The organism is Iodobacter violaceini (genome assembly GCF_011601265.1).
Classification (GTDB): Bacteria; Pseudomonadota; Gammaproteobacteria; order Burkholderiales; family Chitinibacteraceae; genus Iodobacter; species Iodobacter violaceini.
This window is the reverse complement of sequence record NZ_JAAOLX010000010.1, coordinates 15,160-34,346: the sequence shown is the minus strand read 5'-3', so window position 1 is coordinate 34,346 and position 19,187 is coordinate 15,160. Positions and strand designations below refer to the sequence as shown.

Below are 19,187 nucleotides of genomic sequence, written 5' to 3'. Positions count from 1 at the left end.
CACCCCATGAAATTCGTGTCTGCGATTATTAAGCCGTTCAAGCTCGATGAAGTTCGCGAAGCTTTGTCGGAAATTGGCGTTCAGGGCTTAACCGTGACTGAAGTGAAGGGCTTTGGCCGCCAAAAAGGGCATACCGAGCTTTATCGTGGTGCCGAATATGTGGTGGATTTCCTTCCTAAAGTCAAAGTGGAGGTGGCTATCGGTGATGATCAGCTGGAGCAAACGCTGGAAGTCATCGAAAAAGCCGCCAATACCGGCAAGATTGGCGATGGCAAAATATTTGTATTTGATCTGCAGCACGTGGTGCGGATTCGTACGGGTGAAACGGGCGAAGCAGCCATTTAACTTAATACTTGCCGGAGAGAGTGATGATGAAAAAATTATTTGCAGCTTTCGTCCTTAGCGCGGCCTCAGCTCATAGTTTTGCTGTTGAAGCTGCCGCATCTGCCCCCGTTGCCATCGTGGATACCATTAATAAGGGGGATAACGCATGGATGTTTATCTCTACTGCCCTGGTGATTTTGATGTCTATTCCAGGCCTTGCCCTGTTTTATGGTGGCTTGGTGCGCTCTAAAAATATGCTGTCGGTGCTGATGCAGGTGTTTTCTGTGTTTGCAATGATCTCCGTGCTGTGGGTGGTGTACGGTTACTCGCTGGCCTTTACTGAAGGCAATGCTTTCTTTGGTTCGTTCAGCAAAGTGATGCTTAAAGGGGTAACGCCGGACTCGATCGCTGCAACCTTTAGTAAAGGCATTGGCATCTCTGAGCTGATTTATGTGGTTTTCCAGGGGGCATTTGCGGCGATTACCTGCGGCTTAATTGTTGGCGCGTTTGCTGAGCGGATTAAATTTGCAGCCGTACTGGCTTTTTGCGCGATCTGGTTTACTTTCTCCTACCTGCCAATGGCGCATATGGTTTGGTACTGGACCGGCCCTGATGCATATCTGACGCAAGCTGCGGCTGATGCGGCAACCGCCACGGCAGGTTTCTTATTCCAAAAAGGTGCGCTTGATTTTGCAGGTGGTACGGTTGTGCATATTAACGCTGCGGTTGCAGGGCTTGCCGGGGCGTTTATGGTGGGCAAGCGTATTGGTTTTGGACGTGAAGCCATGACACCGCACAGCCTGACTATGACCATGATTGGTGCATCATTGCTGTGGTTTGGCTGGTTTGGTTTTAACGCCGGATCAGCACTGGAAGCCAATGGTGTGGCGGCTCTGGCATTTATTAATACATGGCTGGCAACAGCGGCTGCGACCATGTCATGGTTACTGGCCGAGTGGATGCTAAAAGGTAAGCCTTCATTATTGGGTGCTGCATCGGGAGCGGTAGCGGGCCTTGTGGCGATTACCCCAGCTTGCGGTTTTGTAGGGGTAGGAGGAGCCTTGGTGATAGGCCTGCTGGCAGGCGTTATTTGCCTGTGGGGCGTACATGGCCTGAAGCGCCTTCTGGGTGTGGATGATGCTCTGGATGTGTTTGGTGTGCATGGCGTGGGTGGTGTTTTAGGAGCCATTCTGACCGGTGTATTTGCAGCACCAGATTTGGGTGGCACAGGGATCTGGGATTATGTCGCTAATAAAGTGGCCGCAGATTATTCGATTCTTGCCCAGGTAAAAATTCAGGCTATCGGTGTAGGCACAACTTTGTTATGGTCTGCTGTGGTTTCGATTATTGCCTTTAAGCTGGTTGATCTGGTGATTGGCCTGCGGGTACCGGAAGAAGAAGAGCGCGAAGGCCTGGATGTGACGAGCCACGGTGAAAAGGCATATAATCTGTAGCTTATATAGATAAGGCGCTAAGGCCATCTGCAAGGTGGCCTTCGCGCGTACTGACAGTTCGCTGCAAGCAAGTGAGACGGGTGTCCTCCAATTCTCTCTCTAAAAGGTATCGGTTTACTGCTTGTCTCATGGATGTGCAGCGTATTGTGGGAAGCCCGCCAGGCAACTGGCGGGCTTTTTTGCGCACGGCATCCTTCACGCTTTCTTTTTGAGAGTCTTATTTTTTTAAAGCTTGTGTGTGCCCGCTTCACGAATGGCCGCTATTCTCGCCTGCCTGATTTTCTCCGGGATTTGTGCCTTATCTGTACAGCTTTGGGCAATCTCACCGCTGTTTACGGTGTTGGCTGCGGCGAGTAGTTTTAATAAATAGGCGGCCTGCGGGTATTCACAGTTTTCAAAATGAGTGCGCCCGCGAGCGTCGGCGAGGCAGGCGTCAAGCATTTGCTGGAAGCGCTCAGGTTTTCTGAATGCATCGCAGCGCTGGAAGACTTCTAGCACGGTGGCGGGGCGCAGCTGTTCTGCGGTGTGGATATGGGTGTGTTCACGGCAAACCATGCGGGCCAGATCTCGGCAATCGCTGGGTACGCGCAATCTTTCACAGAGCGCTTCTACCAGCGGCACACCGCGTGCTTCATGGCCGATATGTCTTGGCAAAATATCGGTTGGCGTGGTGGCCTTGCCTAAATCGTGGCAGAGCGCGGCAAAGCGGGTGGCAAGCGGCCAGTTTTGGGCTGTGGTGTAGTCGAGCACCATCATCACATGCACGCCAGTATCGACTTCTGGATGATAGTCGGCACGCTGTGGCACACCCCAAAGTGCATCGATTTCTGGGGCAATGCGGGCCAATGCTCCACAGCGGCGCAGCATTTCAAACATCAGGGATGGTGTGTCTTCCATCAGCCCTTTGGCAAATTCCTGCCACACCCTTTCTGCCACCAGATGATCAGCTTCACCGCTATCGACCATCTCCTGCATCAGGGTGAGTGTTTCTGGCGCCACATCAAAACCAAAGCGTGCGGCGAAGCGGGCGAGGCGCAGGATACGTACCGGGTCTTCGCTAAAAGCGGGGGAAACATGGCGTAAGAGTTTGGCGGCCAGATCAGCCTGGCCATTAAACGGATCGGTGATCTGGCCGAGCTCATCTTCGGCCATCGCATTAATGGTGAGGTCGCGGCGCAGCAAGTCTTCTTCTAAAGTGACCTTTTCGTTTGCGAACACGGTAAAGCCTTTGTAACCATGGCCGGATTTGCGTTCGGTGCGGGCAAGGGCGTATTCCTGGTGCGTTTTAGGGTGCAAAAATACCGGGAAATCTTTGCCAACAGGCGTGTAGCCTAGTGCCTGCATCGCCTCTGCCGTACTGCCAACCACCACCCAATCAATATCTCTTACCGGCAGGCCCAGCAATTTGTCCCTTACAGCACCGCCAACGCGATAAACCTTCATTGATCTTTCCTTAGATTTTTTAGTCACTTTATCTGTTAATTATATTGCCGCTACAATCAACCATCTTTTATGAAACTGATGACAAGGATGCCGCATGAAAATCGCCAATAGCATTACCGATCTGATCGGCAATACGCCTTTAGTAAAGTTAAATCGTGTTGCTCAAGCAAGCGGGGCAACGATTGTAGCAAAGCTGGAGTTCTTTAATCCTTCGCACTCGGTGAAAGACCGCATTGCTGTAGCGATGATTGATGCTGCCGAGGCGGCTGGCCTGATCGGGCCGGATACGGTGATTGTGGAGCCTACTTCCGGCAATACCGGCATTGGTTTGGCGATGGTTTGTGCGGCGCGTGGCTATAAATTAGTGCTCACTATGCCAGAAAGTATGTCTAAAGAGCGCCGTGCATTATTACGCGGTTATGGCGCCACGCTGGTGTTAACCCCTGCTGCTGAAGGCATGGGCGGCGCAATTGCCACGGCAAAAGCCTTGGTGATTGAGCACAGTAATTACTTTTTGCCGCAGCAGTTTGAAAACCCGGCTAATCCGGAAATCCACCGCCGCACAACGGCTGAAGAGCTGTGGAAAGATACCGATGGCCAGATTGATATTCTGGTGGCAGGTGTAGGTACAGGCGGCACAATCACAGGGATTTCGGAAGTATTAAAAGCGCGTAAACCTTCATTTAAAGCGGTGGCAGTAGAGCCGGATGCCAGCCCTGTACTGAGCGGCGGTCAAAAAGGCCCGCATCCTATTCAGGGTATCGGCGCGGGTTTTGTGCCAGGTGTTTTGAATACCGAAAGCTATGACGAAGTGATTCGGGTAAAGAGCGAAGATGCATTTGCAACAGCGCGAGCCCTGGCCACGCAAGAAGGGATTCTGGCCGGGATTTCCGCAGGCGCCGCAACCTGGGCTGCCATCGAGCTGGGCAAACGGCCAGAAAACGCAGGCAAGCTGATCGCAGTGATTATTCCTTCCTTTGGCGAGCGTTATTTATCTACGCCTTTGTTTGAAGGTTTGCTGGATTGATGGCGGGATAGATCGTGCAGAGTGGGCACAAAGCTTTATCGTGCCCACACAGATATTCCCTTGCCAACACTGCATAAAAAACTAGACGACTGGTCTATTCTTGTGAGAGACTGCGTCCATGGCTAAGAAAAAACACGAAGATACACGCGAACATTTACTGGCAGTGGGCGAATCCATCCTCAGGGGGAAGGGGTTCACTGCGGTGGGGCTGGCAGAGATTTTAACGGCTGCCGAAGTGCCTAAAGGTTCGTTCTATCATTACTTCCCCTCAAAAGAGCACTTTGGCTGTGCGCTTTTAGAGCGTTATTTTGTCAATTATCAGCTGCATATGCAGTCTTTAGAGGCGCAATACGATTGCGGCAGCGAGCGGCTGATGCATTACTGGCGCAGCTGGCTGATGACGCAAGGCGCTTGCAGCCAGGCGAATCAGTGTATGGTGGTTAAGCTTTCTGCAGAAGTGGCCGATTTGTCAGAACCTATGAGGCAGGTGTTCAAGCAGGGCACTGATGGCGTGATTGAGCGTCTGGCAAAATGGCTGGATGAGCCGCGCTGCGAAGGGGCCGTATTGCCAGAAATGAGCCCGCAGGCTGTGGCGCTGATGCTGTATCAGATGTGGCTGGGTGCCAGCCTGCTGACCAAAATACGTCAGGATAGCAGCGCGCTGGAAACCGCCATGCAAACCACTTGCCACCTTTTAGGTGTGAAAGATTTGTAGGAAGCGGCACACTTTTGTGCCCGCGCACCGCCTAATGGGGAAGGGCAGATCAGTTTTGCCTTCCCGATCATATTTGTAATAAACACTTCGGCAACGTTGCCGATTTTTTTGATATCAAGACTAGACGACTGGTCTATTTTTATGATTTTATAAGGAATGCACCATGCAACAATTCGAATTTTACAACCCCGTTAAAATCGTTTTTGGCGAAGGCCAGATTGCTAAGCTGGCCACTCTGGTGCCTGAAAATGCCCGCGTGCTGGTGCTCTACGGCGGCGGCAGTATTAAAAAAAATGGCACTTACACCGAAGTGATGGATGCCTTAAAAAACCACAGCGTTGCTGAATTCTCTGGCATTGAAGCCAATCCAACTTATGAAACCATGATGAAAGCCGTGGCGCAGATTAAGGCAGAGAAAATTGATTTTCTGCTGGCTGTGGGTGGTGGTTCGGTCATTGATGGCACTAAATTTGCTGCCGCAGCGGCTCTTTACGAAGGCGAGCCTTGGGATATTCTGACTACGCACGGCCGGAATATTAAAGCCGCCTTGCCGATGGGCGCTGTGCTGACTCTGCCTGCTACCGGCTCGGAAATGAATAGTGGCTCGGTGATTACCCGCAGCGAAACCAAGACTAAATTAGCATTTATGAATCCCTTGGTGTTCCCGCAGTTTGCTGTGCTTGATCCAACTAAAACCTACAGCCTGCCGGCACGGCAAATTGGCAACGGCGCGGTGGATGCCTTTGTGCACGTGGTTGAGCAATATTTAACTTACCCAGCCAATGCCCCCGTGCAAGACCGCTTTGCCGAAAGCCTGTTGCAAACGCTGATCGAAGTGGGTCCACAAGCGCTGGCAACTCCGCATGATTACACCGTGCGCTCTAATTTAATGTGGGCCGCCACGATGGCGCTCAATGGTCTGATTGGTGCCGGTGTGCCACAAGATTGGGCGACGCATTTACTGGGGCATGAGCTGACTGCTTTATACAATATCGATCACGCGCAAACGCTGGCGGTTATCTTGCCATCCATGCTGAATGTGCGCCGTACTGCCAAGCGTGAAAAACTGCTGCAATACGCCGATCGTGTTTGGGGCATTACGGAAGGCTCGGATGATGTGCGTATCGATGCCGCGATTGCCAAAACCCGTGATTTCTTTGAAGAGATGGGCGTTAAAACCCGCATGCGTGATTATGGTCTGGAAGTCAGCGCCATTAATGCAGTGCTTGAGCAGCTAAAAGCCCACGGCATGGTGGCCCTGGGTGAGCACGGTGATGTGGACTTAGCTACCAGCAAGCTCGTTTTAGAAGGCAGCTACTGATATGAATGCTGCGCTGATTTTGCATCATTACCAGGCCTCGCCCTACTCAGAGAAAGTGCGATCCTATCTGGGGTTTAAGCGGCTGGCGTGGCAATCCCTGCTTATGCCACCTGTGCTGCCTAAACCCGATTTAATGGAGCTTACCGGTGGATACCGGCGTGCGCCGGTATTGCAAATTGGCGCAGATATTTATTGTGATTCGGCGTTGATTATTGCGGAGCTGGAGCAGCGCTCCCTTTTGCCTGCTTTGGCCTCAGGGCCACAGGCGGCGCAAGCCGAATTACTGGGCCGCTTATTTGATGTGGATATTTTTTGGCGTGCTGCACGCTATTTGATGGCAAGTCGCGTGGAGCATATTCCACAAGCCCTGCTTGATGATCGTATTGCTATGCACCCCCATTTGCCTTTACAAAAATCGCAATTGATTGCTGATCAGGCGCAATTAGCTATCCAGCTGCGTGCCTTGATTTATCAGCTGGATCAGGCTTTAAGCGGGGTTGATTTTCTGGGCGGCATCAGTCCCTCTGCGGGCGATTTTGCGGTGTTTCATACCCTGTGGTTTTTGCAGGGAGCACATGCCTTAGAAGCGCTGGCGCCAAACATCAGGGCTGTATTGCCGTGGATGGCCAGAATAGCGGCATTTGGCCATGGCGAGATGAGCAGTATCTCAGCGGGTGATGCGTTTGCTGCAGCAAGGCAGGCTAAGCCTGTTGCACTAGCTGAGATGCAAAATTTGCTGTTTAAAGCCGGTCAAACAGTGAGCGTGCAACCAGAAGGCTATCCGCAGGAAAGCGTGGCGGGCGAGCTGGTTTATCTGGACGAGAAAAAGATTGTGATTGCCCGTCAAAGCACCGTTTGCGGCCTGCTGCACCTTCATTTCCCACGTATGGATTACGAAATTCGCGCTGTTTAATTAATCACACAGGAAGCAAAAGGTTTTGTTTCCTGTCGTTTTCCCTGCGTGCGGGGATCAAACACTCTGGAGCTTACTTATGTCATCAACACTGAATCGCAGCATCGTTTTAGCCAGCCGTCCGCATGGCGCACCTGTACCCGCCGATTTTCGCTTAGAAGAACACGCCGTCCCTGCTATTGCTAATGGAGAAGTATTACTGCGCGCCTTGTATCTGTCGCTCGATCCATATATGCGTGGCCGGATGAGCGATGCGCCTTCTTATGCCGCGCCTGTTGAAGTGGGCGCTGTAATGGTTGGCGGTACGGTTAGCCGCGTTGAAGCATCGCAACATGGCGATTACGCTGTGGGCGATTTAGTGGTGAACTTTGGTGGCTGGCAGGATTACAGCATCTCGGATGGCACAGGTCTGCAAAAGCTGGGCGCTTTGGCATCCCCATCACATGCTCTGGGTGTGTTGGGCATGCCAGGCTTTACCGCCTATATGGGTCTGCTGGAAATTGGCCAGCCTAAGGCGGGTGAAACCGTGGTGGTGGCTGCTGCTACCGGTGCGGTAGGCGCGATTGTCGGGCAAATCGCCAAAATTAAAGGCTGCCGTGTAGTGGGTATTGCCGGTGGTGCAGATAAATGCGCTTACGCCGTGAAAGAGCTGGGTTTTGATGCTTGTATCGATCACCGCGCCAGCGACTTTGCCGAGCAGCTGGCTGCGGCCTGCGATAAAGGCATCGATGTGTATTACGAAAATGTAGGCGGCGCGGTATTTGATGCGGTTCTGCCTCTGCTCAACCCTGCAGCGCGTGTACCGCTTTGCGGCCTGATTTCTCAATACAACGCTACCAGCCTGCCAGATGGCCCTGATCGTTTGTCACTTCTGATGGGTACGCTGCTGAGAAAACGTATCCGTATGCAAGGCTTTATTATCTGGGACGATTTTGGCCATCGCTACGGTGAATTCTTTGCCGCCATGAGTCAGTGGATTACTGAGGGCAAAATCAAATACCGCGAAGACGTAGTACAAGGCCTGGAAAACGCCCCGCAAGCCTTTATTGGTCTGTTGGAAGGGAAGAACGCGGGCAAGCTGGTCGTGAAGGTTGCTGAGTAAGTTTGATTTTTATATTTAATTTTATTGATAAAGGAAATCTTATGTCTGCAGATAAATTGCTCACTCCTGTCACCATCGGCAAAACCACACTTGCTAATCGCATGATCATGGCGCCGCTGACCCGCTCCCGCGCCAGCCAGCCTGGCGATGTGCCAACGGAAATGAATGCCATCTATTACGCCCAGCGCGCTGGTGCGGGGCTGATTATTTCAGAGGCAACCAATATTACAAATCAAGGCAAGGGTTATTCTCTGACGCCTGGTATCTATACCGACGCCCAGGAAGCGGGCTGGAAAAAAGTGGTGGAGGCAGTGCACGCCAGGGGGGGCAAGATATCCTTGCAGCTTTGGCATGTGGGACGGATCTCTAACCGGCTGGTACAGGAAAACGGCGCAGCGCCTGTTGCTCCTTCCGCTATTCAGGCCATCAATTCCACCAGTTTTGTGATTCTGCCGGATGGCACGCCAAGCCGGGCCCCATGCGATGCGCCGCGTGCGCTGGAAACCGCCGAGCTGCCTGGGATTGTGGCTGATTATGCCGCCGCGGCAGAGCGTGCAATGCGGGCAGGGTTTGATTTTGTAGAAATCCACTCGGCCAATGGCTATTTGCTGCAGCAATTCTTAGCCACGGGCAGCAATAAGCGCACCGATCAATATGGCGGCAATATGCAAAACCGTGCCCGCCTGTTGTTGGAAGTGATCGATGCAGTGGCCGCAAAAGTCGGTGCAGATAAAGTAGGCGTGCGCTTATCGCCTAATTTTGTAGCGCACGATATTGTGGACGACGAATCCGAAGCAATGACTATGTATCTGGCTGAGGAATTTAACCGTGCTGGCGTAGCCTACCTGCATATCGCCGAGCCGGATTGGGCTGGTGGTCAGCCTTTAAGCGATACTTTCCGCGCTGATTTACGCAAGCAATACCAGGGCGTGATTATGACTTGTGGTGGTTACGATGCTCAAACCGCAGAAGCACGTTTAGCCACAGGCACCGCTGACGCCATTGCTTTTGGCCGCCCGTTTATTGCTAACCCGGATTTGGTGGCGCGCTACCAGCAAGGTGCCGAATTGAATACGCCTGATCAGGCGACATTCTATGGTGGTAATGAAGTGGGTTATACCGATTACCCGGTACTGGGGTAATCAGACAGCAGGGTGGGCAAGGTGATTTATCTTGCCCACGCTACATTTACTTGCTTATTGCCAATATCCCCGCAGCCTGTGTATTGGCCAGTCCGTTCAGGCGCAGTGTCTGGTCGCTGGAGACGAGGGCTTCTGTGCCACCGATGAGCCTGCCGTTGGTGTCAAAGTTTTTCAGCAGGGATGCCATCTGGCTGACGTTGCTGACGGTTGGTGAAGCCAGCATGGCATCGCTGCTGAGGGTAACAGGCAGTTTTTCCGGTGCTTGCCATGCGTTTGTGCTGGCTTCGTTAAAGGCGGCGATGGTTTGCACCATATTGACTACTTTTGTGCGCAAATCCGTGGCTGCTGCGGGTTTTTCGGTGGTAAACCAAACATCGGCGGCGGTGTGGATTTGGCCATCGGTGGTTTCAAATGTCGATTTAAGCCCAATGAAATTACCGTTGTCTTTTTCCGCCGCCTGGCGCACATCCAGGTTGAGTTTGCTGATATCCAGTGAGATCAGGCGTTTTAATTCGCTGGCGTCGCTGATGCCGTCCTGATTGGCGTCCAGCCAGACACGCAGCTCTTCAAAATCGCTGTCATAGCTATCGATTACGCCATCGTGGTTGCTGTCCAGTCCGGCCAGTGCGGCGTAGCCATTGGCGGCCTTGCTGCCATCGCTTAGCAGGGTGGAGGTGCCAAATAATTCTTTCCCGTCATTAATCACGCCATCATGGTTTCTGTCCATCACCAGCAAGCCATCGCCCTGGCTCACCCAGCCGGTTTTGATTTTGCTGCCACTGGCGAGTAAATCAAATTCAACACCATCGGCCAGGCTGGTGGTGCTGATACCGTTGCCGTCTAAATCCAGAACCAGCGGGCTGATTGATGCAAGGTAAGGCGTTTGTGTGGTGGTAAAGGCCGCTTGCTGGGCGCCGGTAAGTGCCATCGTTTGGGTAGTGGTAAATGCCTGCACCTGCAGCGTGGTTAAGCTTTGGATTTGCGTGGTGCTGAGGCTTGGGATCTGTTGCGTGCTGAGCGATGCAATGGCACTGCTTCTGATCGCTGCCAGATCGCTGGTTTCCAGCGCGGCCAGATTGCTGCCTGAGAAGGCTTGCAGCTGGCTGTTGGTCAGCACGGCTGCTTGTGAGGTGGTGATGGCAAGCACCTGGCTGCCTGATAAGGCTGCGATGGCGCTGGTATTGAGTGCAGCAAAATCGACGTTTTCTATTGCTGCAATATTGCTGGTGGAAAGCGCTGCTAACTGGCCGGCGCTAATGACAGAAGCCTGTACCGAAGTAAGGGCAATGATTTGTTCGGTGGTAAAGCCTGTGGCAAGGCTGGCAGAGTTCAGCGCCACGATTTGATTGGTGCTCATCCCCGCTACCTGGGCGGTATTGAGTGCGCCCAGCTGGCTGGCCGACAGGCTGGCTACGGCGCTGCTGCTGATTGCAGCAAAATCAGTGCTTTCAAAGGCGGCAATCTGGCTGGTTGACAGCGATGCAACCTGGCTGGCGCTTAAAGACGCGGCCTGGAAAGAAGTAAGCGCAATGATTTGTGCGGCGGTAAAGCCTGTTGCCATGCTGGCCGTGCTGATTGCTGCAATCTGGCTGCTGCTCAGATTGGCGATTTGTGATGTGCCTAAGGCGGTAATTTGCGCTGAGCTTAATGCAGCAATGCCGCTGGTTTTTAACAGGGCGATATCGCTGATGCTCATGGCTGCCAGGCTGTTGGGAGTAATCGCCGCAATCTGGCTGGCGCTGAGCGCCCCGGCCTGCTCTTCTGTTAAGGCGGCAACCTGCACCGATGACAGCGTGGCAATGGCTGCGGTTTTGAGCGCGGCTAAATCAGCGGTTTCCAGCGCGGCAATATTGCTGACAGAGAGGGCTGCAATTTGCGATGTAGTGAGTGCTGCAGCTTGTTTTGTTGTCAGTGCAATGACTTGCTCATTGCTTAATCCATTGGCAATGGCCGCTGTATTAAGTGCGGCGATCTGGGCGCTGCTCATGCTGGCAATTTGCTCCGCGCTTAATGCGGCAACCTGAGCGGTATTTAAGGCAGCAATGGTATTGGTTTTGAGTGCCAGCAGATCGCTGGTTTCAAGGGATGCCATATTCGTGGCGCTGAGGGCGGTAATCTGGCTGGCGCTCAGGGTTGCGGCCTGGGATGTGCTCATGGCGATGGTCTGGTCAGCGGTGAGTACATTTATCTGATCGGTAGAGAGCACCGCAATGGCGCTGGTTTTAAGGGCTGCAAAGTCAATGGCTTCCATGGCCGCAATGCTGTTGCTGCTGAGCGCCGCTGCCTGGCTTGTTGTTAAGGCAGCGGCCTGGCTGGTGGTGATGGCCACGACCTGATCATCGCTTAAGTTTGCTATGGCGGTGGTATTCAGTGCGGCAATTTGCTTTGTGTTCAGGCCTGCAATTTGCTCAATTCCCAAAGCGCCCGCCTGTGCGCTGGATAAAACAGCAATGGCGCTGGTTTTAATCGCGGCAAGGTCTTCCACCTCCATGGCCGCAAGATTGCTGCCTGATAATACGGCAAGCTGGGCGCTGCTGAGCGCCGCAGCTTGCCTCGTTGTCAGGGCCACAATTTGATCTGCATTTAAACCACTGGCGATGACAGCCGTATTTAAGGCGGCAATCTGATAGCTGCTCAGGCTGCTGATTTGATCTGCATTCAGGGTGGCCACTTGTGCCGTATTGAGTACAGCCACGGCATTAGTGCTCAGAGCCTGCAGATCACTGGTTTCCATTGTGGCCAGATTGCTGACGGTAAACGCGGCAAGCTGGCTGGTGCTAAGCGCGGCGGCTTGTTGTGTGGTCAGCGCAATGGTTTGGGCTGCACTTAAGGCTTTAATTTGCGCGGTAGAGAGAGCAGCAATGGATAGCGTGCCCAGTGCCGCAAAATCAGCGGCCTCTATGGCGGCCACTTGGGTGCTTGTAAGCGCGCTGATCTGATCGGTGCTGAGGGCGGCTGTTTGTTGCGAGGTGAGCGCCGCAATTTTTGCGTTGCTTAAGCCACTGGCAATAGCGGCGGTGCTGAGCGCAATAAGCTGATTTGTAGTCAGGCTGGCAATCTGGCTGGCATTCATCGCCGCTGCCTGGGCTGTGCTTAAGGCGGCAATGGCACTGGTTTGCAGGGCAGCCAGATCGCTGGTTTCCATCACGGCGATATTGCTGCTGCCCAGCGCAGAGATCTGGCTGGCGCTCAGAGCAGCCGCTTGTTGTGTGGTCAGGGCAATGGTTTGCTCTGCCGTCAGCGCGGCGATTTGATGAGTCAGCAGCGCAGAAATGGCATTGGTTTTCAGCGCGGCAAAATCTTCTGCCTCCATCGCAGCAAGGCCGGAGGCAGAAAACGCGGTGATCTGAGCTGTGCTGAGCGCAGCAACTTGCCTGGTGGTCAGCGCCACAATCTGATCCGGCGTCAGGCCGCTGGCAATGGCCGCTGTGTTGAGTGCCTGTACCTGGCTGGTACTCAGGCTGGCTATTTGCTCGCCTGTCATGGCGGCAATCTGGGCAGTATTTAATGCTGCGATGGCCGTGGTTTTAATCACCAGCAAATCGCTGGTTTCCATTGTGGCCATATTGCTGGTGCTGAGCGCCGCAACTTGGCTGCTGCTTAGCGCAGCGGCTTGTTGTGCGGTCAGTGCAATGGTTTGATCTGCAGTCAGTGCGCTGATTTGATTTGTTGTCAGCGCGGCGATGGCATTGGTTTTAAGCGCCGCAAAATCTTCAAGCTCCATCGCTGCGATGCTGGTCGTGCTCAGAGCGGCTATCTGGCTTGTACTGAGGGCTGCGGCTTGATTAGTGGTGAGTGCAATCACCTGATCGGCACTTAAATGAGCGATGCCATTACTGCTGATGGCGGCGATTTGCCTGGTGCTCAGGCTGGCGATTTGCTCCACAGTCAGCGCGCTGGTCTGATTGCTGTTGAGTACCGCAATGGCCGTGGTTTTAAAGGTGGCTAAATCGCTGGTCTCCATGGCCGCAATCGCAGTGCTTGAAAGCACGGCAACCTGGCTGGTCGTCAGGGCGGATGCCTGATTGGTGGTGAGTGCAATGACCTGCCCGGCGCTTAAATTGGCGATGGCGCTGGTGTTCAGCACGGCAATTTGTGTGCTGCTGAGCATGGCAATTTGTGCCGCCGTGAGCGAGCCGGTCTGTGTGCTTGATAAAGCCGCAATGGCGCTGGTGCTGATCAGCGCAAGATAAGAGGTATCCAGCCCGCCTATGGTGTTTTCTGAGAGGGCGGTAATCTGTGCCATGGAAAACGCAGCAAACTGGGTGGAGGTCAGCGCCATCACCTGATTCATGGTTAAGCCATTGGCAATGGCATCTGTGCTCAGTGCAGCAATATGGCGGGTGCTGAGCGCCGTAATCTGATTGGTTGTCAGCGCGGCGATGGCATTGGTTGTGAGTGCGGCTAAATCACTGGTTTCCAGCGCGGCAATATTGGTGCTTGTCAGGGCTGCGGCCTGCACGCCTGTCAGTGCCCCGGCCTGGCTGGTGCTGAGGGCAATGACTTTATCGCTGCTTAAACCTGCAATGGCCTGAGTATTTAAGCTGGCGATCTGGCTGCTGCCAAGGCTGGCAAATTGCTGGGTGCTGAGCGCGCCAATCTGGCTGCCGGACAGCACGGCAATCGATGCCGCAGCGATGGCAGCTAAGTCTGTTGTTTCCAGGGCGGCTATTTGCTGGGTGCTTAAAGTGGCTGCCTGGCTGGCGCTGAGTACGGCCGCCTGGTTTGAGGTGAGCGCTGCAATCTGGCTGGCCGTCAAACTGCTGATGCTGCTTAATGCGCCAATTTGCCCGGTGGTGAGCGCCGCAATCTGAAGGGTAGACAGAGCGGCAAGCACTGTTGTGCCCAGTGCCGCGATATCGCTGGTTTCCATCGTGCTGATTTGCAAGGAAGAAAGTGCCGCTGCTTGTGTGCTGCTCAGTGTGGCTGCCTGCTGAGTGCTTAAGGCTGCAATCTGATCACTGGTTAAACTTGCCATTTCAGCGGTATTTAAGGCGGCAATCTGTGTTGTTTTCAGGCTGGCAATTTGCTGTGTGCTGAGTGCTTGCAGCTGCGTACTGCTCAGTGCGGCAATTGCGCTGGTTTTAAGCTCAGCCAGATCGCTGGTTTCAAAAGCGGCAATCTGGCTGCCTGACAATGCGGCAATCTGGCTGGTGATCAGGGCTGCCGACTGGCTGGAAGTCAGCGCCGCTATTTGCTCTGTACTCAGGCCCGCCAATGCATTGGTATTTATCGCCGCAATTTGCCTGCTGCTGAGGCTGCTTAGCTGATAAGTGCTCAGATTACTGATCTGGCTGCTGGATAAAACGGCAATGCCCGTGCTGGAAAGTGCAGCTAAGTCGCTGGTTTCTAAAGCCTGAAGTTGCGTGCTGGATAATGCCGAAATTTGCCGTGTAGTCAGCGCGCTGGCCTGGCCGGAGCTCAGCGCAACGGTTTGTGCGGTGCTCAGCGCGCCCACTTGATCTGTAGAAAGCGCGGCAATGGCGGCGTTACTGAGGGAGGCCAAGTCCGTTGTTTCTATGGCTGCAATTTGCGCTGTGGATAGCGCTGCAATTTGCGCGGTATTCAGGGCGCTGGCCTGAGCTGATGTTAAAGCCGCGATTTTATCGCTGCTCAGACTGGCGATGGCCTGGGTATTGAGCGCGGCAATCTGGCTGCTGCTCAGGCTGATTTGCTGAGCATTGCTCAGCCCGCTGATTTGCGTGCTGGATAAAACAGCAATAGAGGCCGCCTGTATCAGCGCTAAATCGCTGGTTTCCAGTACGGCTAATTGTGCGCTGGATAAGGCTGCTGCCTGGCGGGTATTGAGCGCTGCTGCCTGAAGGGGGGTCAGTGCAACCAGCTGACTGGTGCTCAGGGCGCTGGCCTGATTGCTGGAAAGACCGGCAATGGCTGCCGCGCTCAGTGCAGCAAAATCTGTGGTTTCCATTGCGGCCAGATTGCTGGCCGACAGCGCGGCGATTTGCGCCGCACTTAAAGCGGCGGCCTGGCTGCTGCTCATTGCCGCAATCTGATCGGTTCTTAAGCCACCAGCAATCACGGTGGTATTGAGTGCGGCAATCTGGCTGGTACTCAGGCTGGCAAACTGATCGGTGCTGAGCACGTTAATTTGTTTGCTGGATAGCGCGGCAATGCTGGCCACTTTCAGCACCGCTAAGTCACGGCTTTCCATGGCGGCCAGATTGCTGGTGGACAAGGCAGCAATTTGTGCGGTGGTCAGCGCCGCAGCCTGGCTGGTGGTCAGTGCCACAATTTGGTTACTGTTTAAGCCATTTGCAATATTGGCTGTGCTTAAAGCCGCAATCTGATTGCTGCTCAGGCTGGCAATCTGGCTGGTGCTCAGGGCATCAAGCTGGGCGCTGCTGAGCACAAAAATGGCACTGGTTTTAAAGACGCTCAGATCACTTGTTTCAAGAGCAGCAATGCTGCTGCTTGAAAGCGCAGCCACCTGTGAGGAGCTGAGTGCCGATGCTTGCAAAGTGCTGAGTGCAATGGCCTGATCAGATGTCAGCGCTTTAATCTGGCTGGTAGAAAAAGCGGCGATGGCCGCTGACTTGAGCGCAGCAAAATCGCTGGTCTCCATGGCGGCCAGGTTGCTGGTTGAAAGCGCGGCGGCCTGAGCCGTTGTGAAGGCTGCAGTTTGACTGGATGTGAGCGCCACAATCTGGCTGGTGTTCAGGCCATAGGCAATATTGCTGGTGCTTAAAGCCACAATCTGGCTGGTGGTGAGACTGGCAATCTGATCAGAGCTTAAGGCGTTGAGCTGCGTGGTATTTAAGGCGGCAATGGCGTTGATTTTAAGGGTGATGAGATCGCGGGTTTCCATTGCAGCAAGGCTGGTGCCGGAAAGCGCAGCAAGCTGGGCCGTTGTTAACGCCGCAGTTTGACTGGATGTGAGCGCCACAATCTGGCTGGTGTTCAGGCCATAGGCAATATGGGTGGTGCTTAAAGCCACAATCTGGCTGGTAGTAAGATTTGCAATCTGATCAGTGCTTAAGGCGCTGATCTGCGCGGTATTAAAAGCGGCAATGGCGCTGGTTTTGAGCGCGATTAAATCTCGTGTTTCCATGGCCGCCAGATTTGTTGCGGAAAGCGCCGCTGCCTGGCTGGAGTTTAAGGTGGCAATCTGGCTGCTGCTTAAAGCAATTACCTGAAGACTGTTCAGCCCGCCTGCGATGCCAGCCGTATTCAGCGCTGCAATTTGATGAGTGGTTAAGCTGGCAATCTGGCGGCTGCTTAATGCTGCGATCTGATTGCTGCCAAGAATGGCAATGGCGCTGGTTTTAAGAACGCTTAAATCAGAGGTTTCCAGCGCAGCAATATTGTTGCTTGTGAGTGCAGATATTTGCCTGGAAGACAGCGATGCAGCCTGAGCGGTCGTCAGGGCAACGGTTTGATCTGAGGTGAGCGCCTGCATCTGATTGCTGGAAAGAGCGGCAAGGGCATTGGTATTGAGTGCTGCAAAATCAGCCGTTTCCATCGCGGCCAGATTTGTTGTGGACAGCGCCCCCAGCTGGGCGCTGCTCAGTACCGTGGTCTGGCTGCTGGTGAGGGCGGCAACCTGGGCGCTGTTTAGCCCGTAAGCAATGTCTGACGTGCTGAGTGCGGCAATTTGGCTGGTAGTTAAACTGGCAATTTGCGCCGTAGTCAGCGCGCCAATTTGCGAGGTGTTTAAGGCCGCAATTGCGCTGGTTTTTAATGCAATTAAATCACGTGTTTCCATTGCCGCCAGATTACTGGCTGATAAAGCGGCCACCTGTGCGCTGCTTAAAGCGGCCGCCTGGCTGGTAGTGAGCGCCACAACCTGATTGCTGTTTAAACCACTGGCGATATTGGATGTGCTTAAGGCGCTGGTCTGGCTGGTGCTCAGGCTGGCAATCTGATCGCTGCTTAAGGCGCTGAGCTGTGCGGTATTTAAAGCGGCAACAGCGCTGGTTTTCAGCACAATTAAATCACGCGTTTCCATTGCGGCCAGATTGCTTGCTGATAAGGCGGCTACCTGGGCGCTGCTTAAAGTGGCCACCTGGCTGGTGGTGAGTGCCACAATCTGATTGCTGTTTAAGCCATTGGCGATATTGCTGGTGCTGAGTGCAGCAACCTGGTTGCTGCTCAGACTGCTGATTTGTAAGGTGCTCAGCACATTCAGCTGCTTACTGCTGAGCGCGGCAATGGCGCTGGATTTCAGTGCGGCTAAATCAGCGGTTTCCAGGGCGGCAATATTACTGGTGGATAAGGCGGCCACTTGTGCTGAGCTGAGTGCTGCAGCTTGCTGGGTTGAGAGCGCCACAATCTGGCTGCTGTTTAAACCACTGGCTGTATTGGTGGTGCTGATCGCTGCGATCTGGCTGGTGCTCAGGCTGGCTATTTGCAAAGTGCTCAGCGTATTGAGCTGATCGCTTGATAATGCTGCGATTGCGCTGGTTTTAAATACAGCAAGATCGCTGGTTTCCAGCGCCAGCAATTGCGTACTGGAAAGCGCCGCAGCCTGGCCGGAAGTCAGCGCTGCCGCCTGACTGGTGCTCAGTGCAATGATCTGGCTGCTGCTGAGCACGCTGATTTGCTGGCTGGAAAGTGCGGCAATGGCGCTGGATTTGATTGCAGCTAAATCGGTGGTTTCAAGTGCAGCTAATTGTGTTGAAGACAGTGCCGCCAGCTGCGTACTGCTGAGCGCTGCTGCCTGGCTGGAGTTCAGTGCGGCAATCTGGCTGCTTGTGAGGGCTGTAATCTGGCTGCTGGACAGCGCCGCGATGGCGCTGGTTTTAAGCACATTAAAATCGCTGGTTTCTAAGGAGGCCAGTTGTAAAGTAGAGAGCGATGTTACTTGTGCCTGGCTGAGCGCGGCGGCCTGAGCGCTGGACAGTGCCACAATCTGATTGCTGCTGAGTGCGCTAAGTTGTCTGGTATTTAAGCTGGCGATGATTGCCGTGCTCAGGGCGGCGAAATCGCCGGTTTCCAGTGCTGAGATTTGTGTGCTGCTAAATGCACTGATTTGTGCGCTGCTTAAAGATTGAATCTGATTACTGCTCAGCGCGGCAATTTGCGTAGTGCTCAGGCCCTGGCTGATTTGTGTGCTGTTTAATGCTGCAATTTGGCGGGTGTTAAATTGTGCTAATTGGATTGTTGTCAGAGAGGCAATCGCAGCGGTATTCACACTGGCTATCTGGGCCGTGGTCAGTTCTGCGATTTGGCTGGTGGTCATGCCAGTAAAGACGCTCATCATGCTATCCAATTGCAAGTGATAAAAGCAGGGCTGTCATTCTTACATCCGGCACTTTTAAAAACATGAGATTCAGTCTCTTATGATACAGAGGAATTCTTGCCCTGTTCTGCTCACAAGATACATGGTGGTTTTTTGCCGTTTAATAATGAATCAGCCATTTATCGGTTTATTAGTTAATAACTTTAATACTTGTTTCTCTTACATGATCTTTGTAAGAAATTGGTTGCTTGCTAGATGACACAGTTGCTTTTTTCAAGTTTTTTTACAGATTATTTTTCATTAAATAATATTCAGGCCTATTCGCATGGATGATGAATCTGGTGGTGTTACAGATATATTTTATTTGCAGATTAAAAGAAATCCACAGGCGCTGAAGTACATAGTTAAAGCGGATTTATTTTTTTAGGTCTCTTATGTTTTTATTCAAAATGGCACAGATAAATTGCTGCCTGCCTGCAGCGGCTCTGCGATAGTGGTTTGTTTTTTTAGGCTGGCAGGCAAGGTCATGCTTTGCCAAAATATCCGC

At 53.2% G+C, this 19,187-nt stretch carries 10 protein-coding genes; 8 read left to right on the top strand and 2 right to left on the bottom strand.

Annotated elements, in window-relative coordinates; all coding sequences use genetic code 11:
* Nucleotides 1-6 precede the first annotated feature (6 nt).
* Both glnK and amt read left to right on the top strand, forming a co-directional pair.
* Complete coding sequence (gene glnK, locus HA050_RS17370) at nt 7-345, top strand: P-II family nitrogen regulator (RefSeq protein WP_099399413.1); 339 nt, start codon at nt 7-9, stop codon at nt 343-345.
* 23 nt (nt 346-368) lie between these two features.
* Complete coding sequence (gene amt / locus HA050_RS17365) at nt 369-1,778, top strand: ammonium transporter (RefSeq protein WP_166828960.1); 1,410 nt, start codon at nt 369-371, stop codon at nt 1,776-1,778.
* A gap of 225 nt (nt 1,779-2,003) precedes the next feature.
* Here the strand turns inward: amt and HA050_RS17360 are convergent, their stop codons facing one another.
* A complete protein-coding gene (locus HA050_RS17360; protein ID WP_166828959.1) occupies nt 2,004-3,221 on the bottom strand; it encodes a multifunctional CCA addition/repair protein in 1,218 nt (405 codons plus the stop codon).
* Between the two features lie 94 nt (nt 3,222-3,315).
* Between HA050_RS17360 and cysK the strand changes: the two genes are divergently transcribed.
* The 6 genes from cysK to HA050_RS17330 all read left to right on the top strand — a co-directional run bounded on the left by cysK (nt 3,316) and on the right by HA050_RS17330 (nt 9,441).
* On the top strand, nt 3,316-4,248 hold the full coding sequence (cysK, locus tag HA050_RS17355) for a cysteine synthase A (RefSeq protein WP_166828956.1): 933 nt from the start codon (nt 3,316-3,318) through the stop codon (nt 4,246-4,248).
* 118 nt (nt 4,249-4,366) lie between these two features.
* Nucleotides 4,367-4,963, top strand: coding sequence for a TetR/AcrR family transcriptional regulator (locus HA050_RS17350; RefSeq protein WP_099399418.1), 597 nt, complete (start codon nt 4,367-4,369; stop codon nt 4,961-4,963).
* 163 nt (nt 4,964-5,126) lie between these two features.
* Nucleotides 5,127-6,284 carry an iron-containing alcohol dehydrogenase gene (locus tag HA050_RS17345; protein ID WP_166828953.1) on the top strand — a complete coding sequence of 386 codons (1,158 nt, stop codon included), beginning with the start codon at nt 5,127-5,129 and terminating at the stop codon, nt 6,282-6,284.
* 1 nt (nt 6,285) lies between these two features.
* The gene (locus HA050_RS17340; protein WP_166828950.1) at nt 6,286-7,197 is read left to right on the top strand and encodes a glutathione S-transferase; all 912 of its coding nucleotides are present in this window, start codon (nt 6,286-6,288) and stop codon (nt 7,195-7,197) included.
* Between the two features lie 79 nt (nt 7,198-7,276).
* Nucleotides 7,277-8,299, top strand: a complete 1,023-nt coding sequence (gene curA, locus HA050_RS17335; protein WP_166828947.1) for an NADPH-dependent curcumin/dihydrocurcumin reductase — start codon at nt 7,277-7,279, stop codon at nt 8,297-8,299.
* Nucleotides 8,300-8,340: 41 nt separating this feature from the next.
* Nucleotides 8,341-9,441: an alkene reductase gene (locus HA050_RS17330; protein ID WP_166828944.1), complete on the top strand. Its 1,101-nt coding sequence runs from the start codon at nt 8,341-8,343 to the stop codon at nt 9,439-9,441.
* Nucleotides 9,442-9,487: 46 nt separating this feature from the next.
* Here the strand turns inward: HA050_RS17330 and HA050_RS17325 are convergent, their stop codons facing one another.
* On the bottom strand, nt 9,488-18,658 hold the full coding sequence (locus HA050_RS17325) for a beta strand repeat-containing protein (protein WP_166828941.1): 9,171 nt from the start codon (nt 18,656-18,658) through the stop codon (nt 9,488-9,490).
* Nucleotides 18,659-19,187: the final 529 nt, after the last annotated feature.

Coding starts and splice junctions, on each gene's coding strand:
- HA050_RS17325 (WP_166828941.1), bottom strand. CDS start 18,658: ATGAGCGTCTTTACTGGCATGACCACCAGCCAAATCGCAGAACTGACC.
- amt (WP_166828960.1), top strand. CDS start 369: ATGATGAAAAAATTATTTGCAGCTTTCGTCCTTAGCGCGGCCTCAGCT.
- cysK (WP_166828956.1), top strand. CDS start 3,316: ATGAAAATCGCCAATAGCATTACCGATCTGATCGGCAATACGCCTTTA.
- curA (WP_166828947.1), top strand. CDS start 7,277: ATGTCATCAACACTGAATCGCAGCATCGTTTTAGCCAGCCGTCCGCAT.
- HA050_RS17330 (WP_166828944.1), top strand. CDS start 8,341: ATGTCTGCAGATAAATTGCTCACTCCTGTCACCATCGGCAAAACCACA.
- HA050_RS17345 (WP_166828953.1), top strand. CDS start 5,127: ATGCAACAATTCGAATTTTACAACCCCGTTAAAATCGTTTTTGGCGAA.
- HA050_RS17350 (WP_099399418.1), top strand. CDS start 4,367: ATGGCTAAGAAAAAACACGAAGATACACGCGAACATTTACTGGCAGTG.
- HA050_RS17360 (WP_166828959.1), bottom strand. CDS start 3,221: ATGAAGGTTTATCGCGTTGGCGGTGCTGTAAGGGACAAATTGCTGGGC.
- HA050_RS17340 (WP_166828950.1), top strand. CDS start 6,286: ATGAATGCTGCGCTGATTTTGCATCATTACCAGGCCTCGCCCTACTCA.
- glnK (WP_099399413.1), top strand. CDS start 7: ATGAAATTCGTGTCTGCGATTATTAAGCCGTTCAAGCTCGATGAAGTT.